At 64.8% G+C, this 15,485-nt stretch carries 17 protein-coding genes and 1 pseudogene; 11 read left to right on the top strand and 7 right to left on the bottom strand.

What is annotated here, in order from left to right; all coding sequences use genetic code 11:
• Positions 1-11 precede the first annotated feature (11 nt).
• A complete protein-coding gene (locus G6N36_RS28260; RefSeq protein WP_163690094.1) occupies positions 12-803 on the top strand; it encodes an emopamil-binding protein in 792 nt (263 codons plus the stop codon).
• On the opposite strand, the gene G6N36_RS28255 is transcribed toward G6N36_RS28260, so the two are convergent.
• The gene (locus G6N36_RS28255) at positions 790-1,392 is read right to left on the bottom strand and encodes a TetR/AcrR family transcriptional regulator (RefSeq protein WP_163690093.1); all 603 of its coding nucleotides are present in this window, start codon (positions 1,390-1,392) and stop codon (positions 790-792) included. The genes G6N36_RS28260 and G6N36_RS28255 overlap by 14 nt on opposite strands.
• A gap of 137 nt (positions 1,393-1,529) precedes the next feature.
• Here G6N36_RS28255 and G6N36_RS28250 point away from each other — a divergent pair, with 137 nt between their 5' ends.
• Positions 1,530-2,669: a spirocyclase AveC family protein gene (locus G6N36_RS28250; RefSeq protein ID WP_163690963.1), complete on the top strand. Its 1,140-nt coding sequence runs from the start codon at positions 1,530-1,532 to the stop codon at positions 2,667-2,669.
• Positions 2,670-2,707: 38 nt separating this feature from the next.
• Positions 2,708-2,902, top strand: a pseudogene (locus G6N36_RS28245) (AAA family ATPase); the annotation flags it as partial.
• Positions 2,903-2,943: 41 nt separating this feature from the next.
• Here G6N36_RS28245 and G6N36_RS28240 read toward each other — a convergent pair.
• The gene (locus G6N36_RS28240) at positions 2,944-4,122 is read right to left on the bottom strand and encodes an acyl-CoA dehydrogenase family protein (RefSeq protein WP_163690092.1); all 1,179 of its coding nucleotides are present in this window, start codon (positions 4,120-4,122) and stop codon (positions 2,944-2,946) included.
• Positions 4,123-4,178: 56 nt separating this feature from the next.
• Between G6N36_RS28240 and G6N36_RS28235 the strand changes: the two genes are divergently transcribed.
• Genes G6N36_RS28235 through G6N36_RS28225 form a run of 3 tightly spaced genes read left to right on the top strand, consistent with a single transcriptional unit; the run spans position 4,179 to position 6,830 of the window.
• Entirely contained in the window at positions 4,179-5,099 is a 921-nt protein-coding gene (locus G6N36_RS28235) for an NAD-dependent epimerase/dehydratase family protein (RefSeq protein WP_163690962.1), read from the top strand.
• 9 nt (positions 5,100-5,108) lie between these two features.
• Positions 5,109-5,852: a hypothetical protein gene (locus G6N36_RS28230; protein WP_163690091.1), complete on the top strand. Its 744-nt coding sequence runs from the start codon at positions 5,109-5,111 to the stop codon at positions 5,850-5,852.
• A 9-nt stretch (positions 5,853-5,861) separates the two neighbouring features.
• The gene (locus G6N36_RS28225) at positions 5,862-6,830 is read left to right on the top strand and encodes a TIGR03564 family F420-dependent LLM class oxidoreductase (protein WP_163690090.1); all 969 of its coding nucleotides are present in this window, start codon (positions 5,862-5,864) and stop codon (positions 6,828-6,830) included.
• Here G6N36_RS28225 and G6N36_RS28220 read toward each other — a convergent pair.
• Together G6N36_RS28220 and G6N36_RS28215 are read right to left on the bottom strand one after the other, a co-directional pair.
• Positions 6,782-7,231 (bottom strand): VOC family protein, encoded by a 450-nt coding sequence (locus tag G6N36_RS28220; RefSeq protein ID WP_163690089.1) that lies wholly within the window; start codon positions 7,229-7,231, stop codon positions 6,782-6,784. The genes G6N36_RS28225 and G6N36_RS28220 overlap by 49 nt on opposite strands.
• Positions 7,232-7,243: 12 nt before the next feature.
• A complete protein-coding gene (locus G6N36_RS28215) occupies positions 7,244-7,999 on the bottom strand; it encodes an SDR family NAD(P)-dependent oxidoreductase (RefSeq protein WP_163690088.1) in 756 nt (251 codons plus the stop codon).
• 63 nt (positions 8,000-8,062) lie between these two features.
• On the opposite strand from G6N36_RS28215, the gene G6N36_RS28210 reads away from it, so the two are divergent.
• Genes G6N36_RS28210 through G6N36_RS28190 form a run of 5 tightly spaced genes read left to right on the top strand, consistent with a single transcriptional unit; the run spans position 8,063 to position 13,060 of the window.
• A complete protein-coding gene (locus tag G6N36_RS28210; RefSeq protein ID WP_179964886.1) occupies positions 8,063-8,719 on the top strand; it encodes a TetR/AcrR family transcriptional regulator in 657 nt (218 codons plus the stop codon).
• Positions 8,716-9,720 (top strand): zinc-dependent alcohol dehydrogenase, encoded by a 1,005-nt coding sequence (locus tag G6N36_RS28205; RefSeq protein WP_163690087.1) that lies wholly within the window; start codon positions 8,716-8,718, stop codon positions 9,718-9,720. Before G6N36_RS28210 ends, G6N36_RS28205 begins: the two co-directional genes overlap by 4 nt.
• A gap of 24 nt (positions 9,721-9,744) precedes the next feature.
• Positions 9,745-11,046 (top strand): acyl-CoA dehydrogenase family protein, encoded by a 1,302-nt coding sequence (locus tag G6N36_RS28200; RefSeq protein ID WP_163690086.1) that lies wholly within the window; start codon positions 9,745-9,747, stop codon positions 11,044-11,046.
• A gap of 38 nt (positions 11,047-11,084) precedes the next feature.
• Complete coding sequence (locus tag G6N36_RS28195; RefSeq protein ID WP_276067917.1) at positions 11,085-12,068, top strand: phosphotransferase family protein; 984 nt, start codon at positions 11,085-11,087, stop codon at positions 12,066-12,068.
• On the top strand, positions 12,065-13,060 hold the full coding sequence (locus G6N36_RS28190) for an NADPH:quinone oxidoreductase family protein (RefSeq protein WP_163690084.1): 996 nt from the start codon (positions 12,065-12,067) through the stop codon (positions 13,058-13,060). Before G6N36_RS28195 ends, G6N36_RS28190 begins: the two co-directional genes overlap by 4 nt.
• A gap of 42 nt (positions 13,061-13,102) precedes the next feature.
• Here the strand turns inward: G6N36_RS28190 and G6N36_RS28185 are convergent, their stop codons facing one another.
• The 3 genes from G6N36_RS28185 to G6N36_RS28175 form a co-directional block, all read right to left on the bottom strand.
• Positions 13,103-13,606, bottom strand: a complete 504-nt coding sequence (locus tag G6N36_RS28185; RefSeq protein ID WP_163690083.1) for a hypothetical protein — start codon at positions 13,604-13,606, stop codon at positions 13,103-13,105.
• On the bottom strand, positions 13,603-14,211 hold the full coding sequence (locus G6N36_RS28180; protein ID WP_179964885.1) for a TetR/AcrR family transcriptional regulator: 609 nt from the start codon (positions 14,209-14,211) through the stop codon (positions 13,603-13,605). Before G6N36_RS28180 ends, G6N36_RS28185 begins: the two co-directional genes overlap by 4 nt.
• A gap of 122 nt (positions 14,212-14,333) precedes the next feature.
• Complete coding sequence (locus G6N36_RS28175) at positions 14,334-15,482, bottom strand: acyl-CoA dehydrogenase family protein (RefSeq protein ID WP_163690081.1); 1,149 nt, start codon at positions 15,480-15,482, stop codon at positions 14,334-14,336.
• Positions 15,483-15,485 lie beyond the last annotated feature (3 nt).

The following is a 15,485-nucleotide window of genomic DNA, read 5'->3' as shown; positions in this document are numbered from 1 at the left end:
TGTGGACGACCATGGCCGAAATCTCTGAGCCTGAGCCGAACTTCGCCCAACCGTGGGCACCGCATCGATTGCGGATTTACGCCGCGACGGCCTTCTTCACCGCGTTCGTGTTCGTCCTCATGACCGTCGGTGTCAGCCTCGATGTCATCCCGCCGTCGTTCACCGTCGACGTCATCGCGAACCTGCTCTTCGGCATCCCGGTGATCCTGCTGCCGTTCGTCATCCTCTGGGATGCACCGGGCGAGAAGCGGACTCGACTCGACAAGGCCGCCGAACTCACGTTGTTCTACCTGCCGTACACGGCGTTCAGCCAGATCGGGTACGAGCTGATGTTCCTGGTCGGCCATCCGCTGGGAATGTGGACGCCGACCACGGACCCCGGCTGGAAGTGGCTGTGGTGGCAATACGGGTTGGCCGATACCCGCTACGTCAGCGGCAACCCGTGGATGTTCGCCCTGGAGGTCGTCGGAGTCACCACCGGAATCGTCGTCGTCACCATGTGGACGCGCCTGATTCGGCCGACTCTCTCGACCGAGTCGCGCATCCGGTGCCTGTGGGTGACGTTCGCCGGGATCGCGGTGTTGATGAGCAGCACGGCGGTGTATTTCCTGGCGGAGGTGGGCGCCGGGTTCAACGACATCGGGCAAGGCGCATATGGACTGTGGTTCAAGTTCATCGGCGAGAACGTTCCGTTTATCGTCCTGCCGCCGCTGGTGCTGTATTCGATCCACCTTCAGATCGACTACCTGACCAGACGGGCGGGAGCGCTGAGCCCGGACCAACAGCACGTCACGGCAACTTGATCGCCGACGTGTACATCTCGATGACCGGCCGGTAGAGGTCGACGTCGTCGAGTTCGCTGCCGAGCACGACAGCATCGCTGGTCGCGACGAGCACCTGCGCGAACGTCAAGGGCGGTATCAGCAGGGTGCCGTCCAGCCGGTCCATGCCGTCGACGATGAATTTCGCTAGCGCCTTGACGACCTCTGACCGCTTGGCAGCCACCCGCTCTCGCGCTTCGGGGTTGCGCAGTAGGTAGAGCGTGAACTCGTGGCCAAGGGCGGCGTGCTCGGCGCCGCGGTCCCGGCTGAGCTTGCGCCATCGCTTGGCGATCTCGTCGAATTCGCGCGGCCCGACCTGCTTCGCAGAGGCCATGACCTCGGCGAAGTTGTCGAAGTATCGGCGCCAGTAGCGGTCGCTGACGGCCAGGAAAAGGTCCTCCTTGGTCGCGAAGTGCTTGTAGATGGCGCCCTTGGTGTAGCCGGCTGCGCGTGCGATGTCATCGAGACTGGCAGGGGTGAAGCCCTTTTCGGCGAAGACTTCCTCGGCGGCGTCGAGCAGCAGGGAGCGGGTGTGTTCGACGCGTCGTTCCCGCGTCCAGCGCTCGACCATGACGAAAGTCTGCCACAGAATCTGAGAAACCTATTGGCTACTCAGATACTCATTGGTATCTTTTCGGAAATGTTCATCGTTCCCAGCCAGGAGTCGTCGTGAGCGGACCGTCGAAGAAACCACCCGTCACCGAATCGATGAGTCACACCGCGGTACTCGGCTCGGAGAGCCCGCGTTCATCGAACGCCATCAAGATCTGGGCGACCGTCGGCGCCGTTTTCCTGGCGCTGACGGTGTACCTCATCATCCGGTGGGTCAGCGGGCCCTATTTCGAGCCGGTGGCGGGAGGTCCGAGCGAGCCACCGATGTACATGAAGATCCCGTTGATCGCCAACGCGGTCGTGTTATGGATCGGTCTGCCGTTCGCGCTGTGGTTCTTCATCATTCGGCCCTGGTGGCGTGAACGGCGCATCACTCTCGACGGCATGCTGCTGGTGTCGATGGCACTGATGATGTTCCAGGACCCGATGATCAACTACTACAGCACCTGGTGCACGTACAACGCATGGCTGTTCAATCAGGGGTCCTGGGCACCGTACTTTCCGGGCTGGGTGGCGCACGAGGAACCGGGACATACGGTGCCCGAGCCGCTGCTGACCAATATTCCCGGCTACATGTACGGGGTGCTGCTGCTCACCATCGTCGGATGCGCGCTCATGCGCAAGATCAAAGGCCGTTGGCCGGGCATTAGCAACCTTCGGCTCGTGTTGGTCACCTATGCGATCGCCATCGTCTTCGACTTCATCATGGAGGGGCTGATCCTCCTGCCGATCGGCTTCTACTCCTACCCGGGCGCCATCCAGTCGCTGTCGATCAACGCCGGCACCCATTACCAATATCCGATCTACGAAGGCTTCATGTGGGGTGGTGTCCAGGCGGCGCTCTGTTGCCTGCGCTTCTTCACCGATGACCGCGGCCGCACCGTCGTCGAACGCGGACTCGACCAAATCCGCGGTGGGTTCGCCAAACAGCAGTTCGTTCGCTTCCTGGCGATTTTCGGCGGTGTGAGCGCATGCTTCTTCCTCTTCTACAACGTGCCTGCCACCTGGCTTGGTACGCAAGCTGATCCGTGGCCCGAAGACGTGCAGAAGCGTTCGTATTTCAACCCTGGCATCTGCGGCGACGGAACCGACCGACCGTGTCCGAATCCTGACCTACCACTGACGACCCACCGCTCAGGATTCGTCAACCACGACGGCGTACTCGTGCTACCGGAAGGGGTGGAGATCCCGCCTGTCGTGCCGATTCAAGGCGCGGACGGCAATGGCGCTCAGTAACGTTCGGCCAATGGCCGGCCCGTCGCGGGTCGCCGGTTCTGCTGAAAGGGCCCACCGGTTGTGGGAAGACGCGTTTCGTCGAGGCAATAGCTCACGAACTGGGGCGCGAGCTCATCACCGTTGCGGGTCACGAGGACATGACATCGGCGAATCTGGTCGGCCGCTTTCTGTTGAAGGGCGGCGAGACGGTCTGGGTGGACGGACCGTTGACCCGCGCGGTGCGAGCCGGCGCCAGCCCGCGGTGCGCTTCGAGAACTGGCCATCGCCGGTTCACTTACCGGGCCGGTAATCCCAGCACACGCTGCGCGATGATGTTGCGCTGAATCTCCGAGGTGCCACCCGAAATGGTGCCGGCATAGCTACTGATGTACCGGGTGAACCAGCTGGCGGTGAAAAGGTCTGGGCTATAGGGGTTATGGCGCCCGGTCAACGCCGGGCTGGTCAAACCGTCCATACCCGCGCCCTCCAGCGCGTGTCGCAGCGCGTTCTGTTCTGCCTCGGATCCGAGCAGCTTCAGCACCGAAACACCGGGGATGTCGCGCTCACCGCGCGCAGCCTGCCCGAGCGCTGCCGAACCGAGCAGACGCAGGGCTTGATAGTCCATGGCGATGGTCGCGTACCGATCCCGATTGACCTCGCCAACGGGATGGTAATCCTCCAGCAGTTGTTCGAGTCGGTTGGCGAACGCCATCCACATCATGGTCCGCTCGTGGCCGAGCGAACCGTTGGCGACTTTCCACCCCCCGCCGAGCGGCCCGACGAGGTTCTCCGCAGGAACGCACACGTCGGAGAAGAACACCTCGTTGAAGTCGACTTCGTCGCGGCCGTACACCGACGCGAACGGCCGTCGCTCCACCCCCGGCGAGTCGGTGGGAATGATGAGCGCGCTGATGCCTTTGTGTTTCGGCGCGTCGGGATCGGTACGTACGAAGGTCAGGATCAGATCCGCGTCGTGGGCGCCCGACGTCCACACCTTCTGCCCGTTGACCACGAAATGGTCGTCGACCACATCGGCGCGGGTGCGCAACCCTGCCAGATCCGACCCCGCCCCCGGTTCGCTCATACCCAGCGATGCCGTCATCTCGGCGCGCAGTATGGGCACCGCCCACTTTCGCTTCTGCTCCTCGGTGCCGAACGACAGCAGCGACGCGGCGATGATGCCGACGCCCTGCGGATTGAACGCGTGATAGATGCGGCGTCGCGCGAGTTCCTCGCGGTGCACGAATTGTTCGAGGATGCCCGCATTGCGGCCGCCGAATTCGGGCGGATTGCCCGGTAGGAGCCAGCCATGGTCGAACTGCAGACGCTGCCACCTTCGCGACCACTCCGGCACGTGTGAGGTCGATCGGGACCGCTCGGTCTCCGCCTCGGCCTCCGGAGGCAGGTGTGCGTCGAGAAAGTCGATGAACTCCTCGCGAAACGCCTCGACGTCGGCATCGAAGGTGAGCTGCACAGACCCACAGTATCAAGTACTTAACATTTGGGTCGCGGTGCGCTATGACTGAAGGGATGCTCGATTCGGAGAAGATCCTGATTACCGGTGCCACGGGAAAAATCGCGTTCCCGATCGCGCGGGCGTTGGCACAGCGCAACGAGGTCTGGGGTGCGGCCCGGTTGAGGGATCCGGCCGATCGCGACAGGCTGGCTGCCGCGGGCATCACTCCAGTCGCGCTCGACATGAGCATCGGCGACTTCGCGGCCCTCCCCGCCGATTTCACCTATGTGTTCCACGCGGCGGTCGACGCAGGCTCCGGTGATTGGGAACAATGTGTCGACACGAACGCGCAGAAGTCCGGCGATCTGCTGTACCACTGCCGCACCGCAAAGGGGTTCGTCTTCTGCTCGACCGGATCGGTGTACGGGTACCAGGGACAACGGCCGCTGCGGGAATCGGATCCGCCGGGCGTTCCGCTGCGTCCGAACTACAGCTTCTCCAAGATCGCCGCCGAGGCCGTGTGCACCTGGATCGCGAAGCAGTACGACATACCGCTCACGATCATCCGCATCTGCTCGACCTACGGCCCGGAAGGCGGAGCGCCCGCTGACCGGCTCGACATGATGTTGGCGGGCAGGCCGATTCGGCTGCACCCCGACAAACCCAACAACTACAACCCGCTCTACGAGGACGACTACGTCGAACTCGGCATCCGGGCAATGGAGGTCGCGGCGACGCCGCCCATCGTCGTGAACTGGGCCGGTAGCCAGACGGTCAGCGCCGAGGACTACTGCACCTACCTGGGTGAGCTCGTCGGCGTCGAACCGCACTTCACCTACACGGCAGACGCACACACACTGCTATGGCCCGACGTCACCTATAGGCACGAGATACTCGGTCCCACCAAAGTGCACTGGCGCGACGGGTTCCGCCGCATGGTCGCTGCCCGACATCCTGAAATCGCTCTGCCCGAAGCTGATTCGACCAACCCCTGAGGACATCCCATGCAGCTGCCCGGCACCCCGTCCGACGAGATCGACGACGTCCTGGCCACGGGTCGTGGCGATATCACCACCCTGTTCGTCTCGATGGCCACCCGGCACCCCGAGGGCAAGGATGCCGAATACTTACAGTGGCACACCCTCGACCACCGTCCAGAGCAACACCGGCTGTCCGCCGTGCGCGCCTCCATGCGGCTGGTGTCGACGCCCGCATGTCGCGCCGCGCGTGCCGCAGAGACCAAACCGTATGACGCGATCGACCATGTCATGACGTACTTCTTCCGCGATCCCAGTGGCATGGATGGCTTCCTCGAGCTGGCGCGGGCACTCATCGGCGGCAAGCGGAAGCTGCCGCTGCTGCCACCCGTCGAACGCGGTGTCTACGACGTGCGGAGCAAGTCTGCCGCGCCACGCGTCAAGGTGGGTGCCGACGTGCTGCCGTGGTGGCCGGTCAAGGGCGTGTATCTGGTGCTTGAACGTGGTGACGCGCCGGCGGATTCGTTGCTCACGGTCGACGGTGTGGCCGGCATCTGGTCCGCCGCGACGCTGGATGTCGAAGCGAGGCTGGCGAGTGCACCAACGGGTCAAACCGTCACATACTGCTTTCTCGACGACGATCCCCTCGCCACCGCGGAGCGGCTGGCGCCTGCTTTGACGGCCCGCTGGGATGGTTCCGCCGTCGAACCGCTGCTGGCCGCACCGTTCTACCCCGTCGTACCGCACGAATGGGATCGCTATGTGCCGTAGGAGGTTTAGATGCGGATCGGCCTGATGATCGGCTCGGACAAGGAACGCTCACGCGCCGACCGGCTGACCGGGCTTCTCGACGACGGCAAGGCCGCCGAGCGTGACGGTTTCGCGTCGTTCTGGATTCCCCAGGTTCCCGGGTACCTCGACGCGATGACAACGGTCGCGCTGCTTGGTCAGGTGACCGAGCGCATCGAGATCGGGACGGCAGTGGTCCCCATCCAGACCCGCCATCCGCTCATCATGGCGCAGCAGGCCCTGACCACCCAGGTCGCCTGCTCAGGCCGCTTCACGCTGGGCCTGGGCCCGTCGCACCACTGGATCATCACCGACCAACTCGGACTGCCCTACGACAAACCCGCGCTGCTGGTACGTGACTATCTCGACGTCCTGGCGGCGGCATTCGGCGGTCCCGGCCCGATTGCGGTGGACAACAACAACTTCCGGGTGCACAGCCCGGTGGATGTCACCGAGGACTACGATGTACGAGTGCTGATCGCCGCACTCGGGCCCGCGATGTTGCGGATTGCCGGCGAACGCACCGGGGGAACCATTCTGTGGATGGCCGACGAAAGGGCCATCGGCGACTACGTCGTACCCCGCATCACGGGCGCGGCGAAAGCCGCCGGCCGCATCGGGACCCGCGTCGTGGCAGGCGTACCCGTCGCACTGTGCTCGGATAATGAGAGCGACAAGGCGCGTGAGTACGCCAGCGAAGTGCTCGGTCACGCCGACTTCTCCCCCAATTACGTCCGACTGCTCGAGCACGGCGACGCAGCAGACGTCGGAGACACCATGGCCGCGGGTGACGAATCGACGGTCCTCGCCAGGCTCCGGGGCTACCGCGACGCCGGCGTCACCGATCTCGCCGTTCGCGTGGTTCCGCTTGGTGACGACGCGAAGGCTCGCAGCGAATCACGCCGCCGCACTCAGGAGTTCGTGGCCTCGCTGCTGCCGGAGTTCGCTTCTGGCGCATAGGCGCCCATGAACTCCATCGGCACACCGCCCATTGTGCAGAAGAACAGATCGACGCCCGGAATCCCCGTATCCAGCGCGGTGACATCGTCGGCGAACGACTCGGCCTTCTCGCGCACGCCGACGAAGTCGTCGGTGAGAAACGACAAAGCGGCAAGTCCCTCGGGCACGACGTCGCGCAGGTGTTTGGGAACGTCGAGCACTTCGACCAGGCCCGAATCGCCGGTACCGAGCATCGTGACATCGGCTCCCTCGGACGGCGGCCAGCCCAGCGTCTTCTCCAGGACCTCCCCGGGTACCCGCATCTGGAACTGAACCTCCATACCGACGACGTCGGTCAGGAAAGCAACGAACGTCTGCGCCGAATGGCTGCGCATCACCACGTGATGCAGATGAGCAGGCACCGTCAGTCCCCCCTATGCGCCCAGCATGACGAGGCCGCCGTCGACGGCCACGAGTTGCCCGGTCATGAAATGCGAAGCCGTGCTGCAGAAGAACACCAAGGCCGGCCCCAGGTCCTCGACCGGATCGCCCAGCGCACCGCCGAGCGGAATCGTCTTCTTGATCTCCTCGTCGATGAACTTCGCGGCCGCGGGCCCCAGAAACTCGCGAAGCCGGTCGGCCCCCGGTGTCTGCACGGCGGGCGCGAGTGCGATCGCCGAGACCTTGTCGGCGGCCCACGCCTTGGCGATCGAGCGGGTCCACGCCGACACCGCACCTTTGGTCGCGGCGTAGACCGCCGAGATCGGACTGCCCATCACCGCCTCCCCCGACCCGAAGTTGATGATGCGGCCGCCGCCGTGTTTGCGCATCACGGCATATGCCGCCTGGTTGGTGAAGATGGTCGCCTTGATATTGGTGTCCATCAGGAAGTCGATGTCGTCGCCGGTGATCTGGCCCGGTATGCCCGCCTGCCACATCCCCGCGGCGTGCAGCAGCACGTCGAGACCACCCATCTGCCCGGCCGCAGCGGCCACCATCTCATCGACGGCAGCGGCGTCGCGCACGTCGCACTGCAGCCACGACACACCGTCGACGCCGGGTGGGGGCGTCGAGTGATATGTCGCCACCACCTGCGCGCCCGCTCCGCTGAGCACCTCTACCGCTGCCGCGCCGATACCCGTTGCGCCGCCGGTCACCAATATTCGTCTGCCGTCGAGTGAACCTGTCACTCCTAGATAGTTAGACAAACGTCAACTATATGCAAGTCCCAATTTAGCTGCTACAGTCCGGTTGTGCCCAGGTCCGTCGTGGTAAATGGCGCTGACAGTGGTCAGCGTCGAGCTTCCTTTCAGCGTGCGAGGTCGCACGAAACCAAGCGCAGCCTGGTGCAGGCCGCCATGGCACTCTGGCGCACCAATGGCTACGCCCACACCACTGTCGCCGACATCTGCCGCGCCGCGGGTGTGTCGCGCGCACTGTTCTACTTCTATTTCCCCGCCAAAGAGGACGTGTTGTTCGAGGTCGGCCTGCTGTCGACGCGTGCGGCCCAGAAGAAGGTCCGCTCGATGCTCGATACCGACTACGAGATCGAGAACGTCATCGCCGAGGCGTTGCGCAGCCTCGAGCGGTCGATGGCGCGCAACCCGCGCGATCTGATCGTCGAAACCATCCTCGAGGGGTACCGGCACGAGCACCGGATACTGTCCGGCGACGAGCGGAGCGACACCGACGCCGACATGTTCGGCGAACTGCTGATGAAAGCGCAAGCCGATGGCAAGCTCGCGCCCCACGTCGACGTGAAGCACCTCTCGCACCTCGCCGGGATGCACGTCAGCGAGGGCGTACGCCATTGGGCGTCAGGCAGTTTCGGTGGTCGGTCGTTCTCGGAGGTGGTCACTGCGGACATCGCCGCACTCGTTGCCGGCTTCAACCTCAAGGCACAACGATGAAGGCGACGGTGATCACCGGGCCGAACCAAACCCAGGTGATCGACGTGCCGAAGCCGACGGTCGGGCCGAACGATGTCCTGATCAAGATGCGGGCCTGCGGAATCTGCGGATCCGACAGCCTGTACATCTCGATGGGAGGCTTGGGCAAGGGACACATGCCGCTGGGTCACGAACCGGCCGGTGAGATCGTGGAGATCGGCAGTGCGGTGACCGGTTTCGCGATCGGCGACCACGTCGTGGTCAACCCGATGATCGCGCCGAGTGGAATCATCGGCAACGGTGGTGAGAGCGGCGCGCTCGCCGAGTATCTGCTGATCGAGAACGCCGTCCGCGGGACGAGCGCTGAAGTCGTTCCCGGCCACATCCCCTTCGAGGTGGCCGCGCTCAACGAACCCATGGCGGTGGCCCGCCACGGCGTCAACCGGTGTGAAGCCAAACCATCGGACACGGTCGTGATCTTCGGTGCAGGGCCTATCGGATTGGGCGCCACCATCGGATTCAAGTCCGCGGGCGTCCGCCACGTGGTGGTCGCGGACCTGATTCCCACGCGGCTGGAGAAGGCCCTCGCAGTTGGCGCCGACGCCGTGATCAACTCCGCCGAGGAGGACGTCACGAAGCGACTCGTCGAACTGCACGGTGCCGGCGATTCGATGTTCCCCGGCAAGGCGGGTACGGACATCTATTTCGACGCCGCGGGTGCGCCGCCGGTGATCAGCACTGCGCTGAGCGCCGCCAAAACAGGCGCGCGCCTCTGTGTCGTCGCGGTGCACAAGGAACCCGTACCTGTCGACTTCCTCAACATCATGAGCAATGAGATCACCATCGTCGGGTCGATCGGTTATCCGGACGAGATCTTCGAAGTCACCAGGGACATCATCGCGAACTGGGAGAAATACGCGGTCATCGTCAGCCATACCATCCCGTTCGCCGATGTCGACGAGGCGCTGCGAATGGCCTCCACCCCCAGCGCGGCCGACAAGGTCGTCGTCGTCTTCGAGTGACCTACACCTGAGAGGAGCACGCACGTGGCGTGGGATTTCGAGACAGACCCCGAATACCAGAAGGTGTTGGATTGGGCCGACGAGTTCGTCCGCGAGGAGATCGAACCGCTGGACCTCGCGTTTCCGCACCTGCAGTTCGTGCCGCTGGAAGGCAAGCGGCGAGATGCGATCGACCCCCTGAAGGAGGAGGTGCGACGGCGTGGTCTGTGGGCCACTCACCTCGGACCCGAACTCGGCGGACAGGGTTACGGGCAACTGAAACTCGCACTACTCAACGAGATCCTCGGCCGCTCGCAATGGGCGCCGATCGTGTTCGGCTGCCAGGCGCCCGACACCGGCAACGCCGAGATCATCGCCCACTACGGCACCGACGAGCAGAAGCAGCGGTACCTGATGCCGCTACTCAACGGCGAACTGTTCTCCTGCTACTCGATGACCGAACCGCACGCCGGCGCCGATCCCACCCTCTTCACGACGTCCGCGGTACGCGACGGTGACGACTGGGTGATCAACGGCCACAAGTTCTTCTCCTCCAACGCCAGGACGGCATCGTTCCTCATCGTGATGGTGGTGACGAATCCCGATGTCAGCGCGTACCAAGGGATGTCGATGTTCCTGGTGCCTACCAACACCCCGGGGGTGAACATCATCCGCAACGTCGGGTTGTACGGTGAGCCCGAGGGGCAGGGCTCCCACGCATTGATCCACTACGACAACGTCCGGGTGCCCGCCGAGGCGCTACTCGGCGGCGAGGGCCAGGCGTTCGTCATCGCACAGACGCGGCTCGGCGGCGGACGCATCCACCATGCGATGCGGACCATCGGTATGTCGCAGAGGGCGCTGGACATGATGTGCGAACGCGCGCTCAGTCGCGAGACGCAGGGCAGCCGACTGTCGGACAAGCAGTTTGTGCAGGGTTACATCGCCGACTCCTACGCCCAGCTACTGCAGTTCCGGCTGATGGTGCTCTACACCGCGTGGGAGATCGACAAGTACAACGACTACAAGAAGGTGCGCAAGGACATCGCCGCGGTCAAGGTCGCCATGCCGACCGTGCTGCACGACATCGCTTGGCGGGCAATGCAAGTCCACGGCGCTCTGGGTGTCACGAACGAGATGCCCTTCCTCGGGATGGTCACCGGGGCCGCGGTTATGGGACTCGCCGACGGACCCACCGAGGTGCACAAGACGACGGTCGCGAAACAGGTGCTGCGCGACTACCGTCCCACCGAGGACACCTGGCCCACCGAATGGGAACCGCGCAAACGCGAAGCGGCCCGAGCGAAGTACGCCGATTACCTGGAGAATGAGGTCGGAAATCTGTGACCGAAGAACAGATCGACACCACGCGACTGGCCGAGTGGATGGACAGTGCGGGACTGCCCGGTAGGGGCGAGCCCCTCCAAGCCGACTTCCTGTCCGGCGGTACGCAGAACATCATCTACAAGATCAGCCGAGGCGAGAACGTGTGCGTCCTGCGTATGCCGCCTACGGGCGCCCCGCCCGATCGGGACAAGGGCATTCTGCGGGAATGGCGAATCATCGAGGCGCTCGACGGCACCGACGTACCGCATACCGCGGCGGTGGGCGTCTGCGCAGACGCGTCGGTTCTCGGCCGACCCTTCTATCTGATGGGATTCGTCGACGGCTGGTCGCCGATGGACCAATACGGCAAGTGGCCCGAGCCGTTCGACAGCGACATGGCGACACGTGCCGGGCTGTCATATCAGCTCGCCGAGGGCATCGCCCTGCTGTCGAAGGTCGACTGGAAAGCCAAGGGACTGCAGGATCTTGGCCGTCCCGACGGATTCCACGAACGCCAGGTCGACCGGTGGATCGCGTTCTTCGAGCGGATCAAGGGCCGAGAGATCGACGGCCTCGACGTCGCGACGCGATGGCTGCGCAACCACCGTCCCCTCGACTTCATCCCGGGCCTGATGCACGGCGACTACCAGTTCGCCAACGTGATGTACCGGCACGGCGCCCCGGCGCAAATGGCCGCGATCGTCGACTGGGAGATGGGTACGGTCGGTGATCCGAAGCTCGACCTCGGCTGGATGGTGCAGAGCTGGCCCGAGGACACCGACGAGCCGTCGGCGATGAGCTATGTCGACATGCGCGGCATGCCGTCGCGTACCGCGGTGATCGATCACTACGCGAAGGTGTCCGGACGTCAGGTCGACGATCTCGACTACTACCTGGTGCTGGCCAAGTGGAAGCTCGCGATCGTCCTGGAACAGGGCTTTCAGCGCGCGGGCGACAACGAGAATCTGCTTGCCTACGGGCCCGTCATCACCTCGTTGATGCGTTCGGCGGCCGATCTCGCGGAAGCCAGCGACTACCGGTGAGGGCCGCGGTCTGCCCGCAGTACGGACCACCGGACGTGGTCCGCATCGAGGAGCAGCCATCCCCGCGGGTCGCCACGGGACAGATCCGAATCCGTGTCGCAGCGGCCGCGGTCAACTTCCCCGACGTGCTGCTGATCGCCGACCGGTACCAGGTCACCGTGCCTGCCCCGTTCATCCCCGGCAGTGAGTTCGCCGGCGTCATCGTCGAAACCGGCCCTGGTACAACCGGGTTCACAGTGGGCGACCGGGTCACCGGCGCCGCGATGTTCGGCGCGTTCGCCGAAGAGGTCGCCGCCGATCCGGCCGGCCTCGCCCGAATCCCGGACGGCGTCGACGACCGAAGCGCCGCGGCGTTCGGCGTCGCGTACCGCACGGCCTATCACACGTTGCGATCGGTGGCGCGGGTGCGATCTGGCGATCAGGTGGTCGTGCTCGGCGCGGGCGGCGGCGTCGGTCTCGCCGCTGTCCAACTCGCCGTGCAACTCGGCGCCTCGGTGACCGCGGTGGCGTCCTCGGACGAGAAGCTGGCCGCCGCAGATTCTTACGGAGCGCGGCATTTGATCAACCATCGTTCGGGCGCGTTGCGCGATGCGTTGCGTGCAGCCTTGCCCGACGGCGCGGACGCGGTGGTCGATCCGGTCGGCGGCGAGCTGTCCGAGCCGGCTTTGCGCTCACTGCGGCGAGGCGGAAGGTTCGTGACCGTGGGCTTCGCCTCCGGCGACATCCCCCGCATCCCGCTGAATCTTGTTCTGGTGAAGGGGGTTCACGTCCTGGGCTTCCAATTCCAGGATGTTCCCGCCGACGAATTCACCCGTAATGAGGGCGAGCTCCGTGAACTTCTGATGAGCGGCGCGGTCCGCCCGCACATCGGGGCGGTCTATCCGCTCGCCGAGACGGTCCAGGCGCTCGAGCGCGTCGCCGAGGGCCGCGCGATCGGCAAGATTGTGATCGACCTCTCCCCACAAGCGCGAGCAGACGTGAAAACCCCCTAAATATCGCGTTTTAGGGGGTTTCCGCGTCTGCTCGCGGAAATGTCAACTGGCGGGAACGAGGTCGGCGGCGACGGAGGCCATCATTCCGCAGCGAAACGTCTCACTCGACGCGACACTGTCGGCCCCGGGATCATTGGCGGCGGCGAGCGCACGGGACTTGAAAGCCCGTGCGGCAGCACTCAAGTGATGCTGGGCGGAGTCGACGCTGTCGTCCAGCTCGGCGGGCAGGCTCTCGCCCCACAACGTCACCTCGGTGGCACCCTGTTCGAGCGCGTTGCGCACATGCTGGAGCACCCGCGGATCGCGGTCGAAGAGGTCGGCGGCGACGGCGACGGTCTGGGGGTGGGGCCGGTCCTCCCACTGGTCGAGCACTGCCTGCAGATCGAGCGTCTGGGCGCCGAGGATGTGCAGCGGCCGCAGATCGTCCATGCTCCCGATGAGAACGGTGACGTCCCAACCGGCCATCACGCGGTCGTAGATCCAACCGCCGGCGCAGCGCACCGCATCGAGCGCGGTCGGGGCGACCACGTCGAGTCGGTACCTCACATCGGGCTCCTCGGAGAGAAGTCGCGATCCAGTGATTCCGCGTACCCCTTGAACACCTCGGCCAGCGGGATTGAGGGATCGAGTAGCCATAGGGTCTCCATTCCATTGATAAATGCGAGAATCTCGACGGCCTTTCCGGCCGCGTCGAAATCTGGGCGATACCGGCCGTCGCTCTGGCCCTGTTTGATGAGGTCGACGATGATGCTCACCGCTTCGCGGTACCTGTGGTGCAGCCGGTCGTGCAGCGGCGCATCCGGTGCGATGTTCTCGACCAGCAGCACCGTGAAAGTCCCGACCAACTCGGGGGCACGGTCGAATCGTTCGGGTACGCGACTGAGTTCGGTGATCAGATCACCGGAGCGGTAGTCGGCATGGATCTCGTCGTCGGCGTCACGGGCATCAAGAACGGCGTTGAGCAACTGCTCCTTGGATTCGAAGTGGTGCAACAGTCCCGCCGGGGTCACCCCGGCCTCCTTGGCGATCTGCGCCAGCGAGGTGTTCCGCCAGCCGTTGCGCGCCAGTAGCCGCTCAGCCACGGCGAGTATCCGCTGCCTGCGATCCTCGCCTTTGGCGAGAAGGCTGTCATAGGGCCGTGGGGCTGTCACGGGGCTCCTTCGTCGAACCAACCTAGTGAACACACAGTAGGTAGGTTTGCGTCATGTGACAAGCCTTTTGCGGATTCGGCGCGCAAACCGACCCTGAGCAGGCGGTAACCGCGCCGAATCCGCTACAAACCGAGGGACTTGGCGATCATCACCTTCATGACCTCGCTGGTGCCCGCGTAGATCCGGGCCACGCGCGCATCGGTGTACAGCCGGGCGATCGGATACTCCATCATGTAGCCGTATCCGCCGAACAGCTGCAGGCATCGGTCGATCACTCGCTGCTGCATCTCGGTGCAGAACAGCTTCACCCGCGCCGCGTCGGCGGGCGCCAGCTCCCCTTCGACGTGAAGCATGATCGCCCGGTCGAGCATGGCCTGGGCGGCCTCGACCTCCGTCGAGCAGGCGGCCAGCTCGAACTTCGTGTTCTGGAACGACGCGACCGGCGTGCCGAACGCCTTGCGGCTCTTGGTGTAGTCGATCGCCGCGGCAATGGCCGACCGCGCCTGCGACACCGATCCCACCGCGACAGTGAGCCGCTCCTGCGGCAGGTTGTGGCCGAGGTAGCCGAACGCCTCACCCTCCTCGCCGAGCATGTTGGCGGCGGGTACCCGCACATCGACGAAGGACAACTCGGCGGTGTCCTGCACCTTGCAGCCCATCTTCTCCAGCTCGCGGCCGCGGGTGAAGCCGGGCATGCCGTCCTCGACGACGAACAGCGTCAGCCCCTTGCGACGGTTGTCCGGATCGGTTGCCGTGCGGGCCACCACGATCACCAGATCGGCCTGCATACCTCCGGTGATGAATGTCTTGGCGCCGTTGATGATCCAGTGGTCACCGTCGCGCACCGCCGTCGTGCGCATCCCAGCCAAGTCCGATCCCGTGCCCGGTTCGGTCATCGCGACCGCGGTCAGCAGTTCACCCGCTGCCAGCCCGGGGAACCAACGCTTGCGCTGCTCCTCGTTCGCGTAGTGCAGGAAGTAGGGCAGGATCACCTCGAGCTGGGTGCGCACCGTCGACAGGGTCACCAGCGCCCGGGCCGCCTCCTCCTGCATGACGACGAAGTAGCGGTAATCGGGTTGACCGCCACCGCCGTACTCCTCGGGGATGGCGGTGCCCAGCAGGCCCAGCGCGCCCATCTGCTTGAACACCTCGCGCGGCATGCGTCCGCCCTTCTCCCACTCCGGGTAGTGCGGGACGACCTCCTTCTCGACGAAGTCTCGGGCGAGCTCGCGAAACGCTTCGTGGTCTTCGGTGAAGAGATCTCTGCGCATGCT

Origin of the sequence: Mycolicibacterium gadium (genome assembly GCF_010728925.1) — a bacterium.
Lineage (GTDB): Bacteria > Actinomycetota > Actinomycetes > Mycobacteriales > Mycobacteriaceae > Mycobacterium > Mycobacterium gadium.
The sequence above is the reverse complement of the archived record's forward strand: the minus strand, read 5'-3'. Positions and strand labels throughout refer to the sequence as shown.

Bases quoted from the DNA above. Each gene is read 5' to 3' on its own strand.
- G6N36_RS28205 (WP_163690087.1), top strand. From the start codon at position 8,716: ATGAAGGCGACGGTGATCACCGGGCCGAACCAAACCCAGGTGATCGAC.
- G6N36_RS28230 (WP_163690091.1), top strand. From the start codon at position 5,109: ATGCAGCTGCCCGGCACCCCGTCCGACGAGATCGACGACGTCCTGGCC.
- G6N36_RS28235 (WP_163690962.1), top strand. From the start codon at position 4,179: ATGCTCGATTCGGAGAAGATCCTGATTACCGGTGCCACGGGAAAAATC.
- G6N36_RS28260 (WP_163690094.1), top strand. From the start codon at position 12: ATGGCCGAAATCTCTGAGCCTGAGCCGAACTTCGCCCAACCGTGGGCA.
- G6N36_RS28175 (WP_163690081.1), bottom strand. From the start codon at position 15,482: ATGCGCAGAGATCTCTTCACCGAAGACCACGAAGCGTTTCGCGAGCTC.
- G6N36_RS28225 (WP_163690090.1), top strand. From the start codon at position 5,862: ATGCGGATCGGCCTGATGATCGGCTCGGACAAGGAACGCTCACGCGCC.
- G6N36_RS28250 (WP_163690963.1), top strand. From the start codon at position 1,530: ATGAGTCACACCGCGGTACTCGGCTCGGAGAGCCCGCGTTCATCGAAC.
- G6N36_RS28255 (WP_163690093.1), bottom strand. From the start codon at position 1,392: ATGGTCGAGCGCTGGACGCGGGAACGACGCGTCGAACACACCCGCTCC.
- G6N36_RS28195 (WP_276067917.1), top strand. From the start codon at position 11,085: ATGGACAGTGCGGGACTGCCCGGTAGGGGCGAGCCCCTCCAAGCCGAC.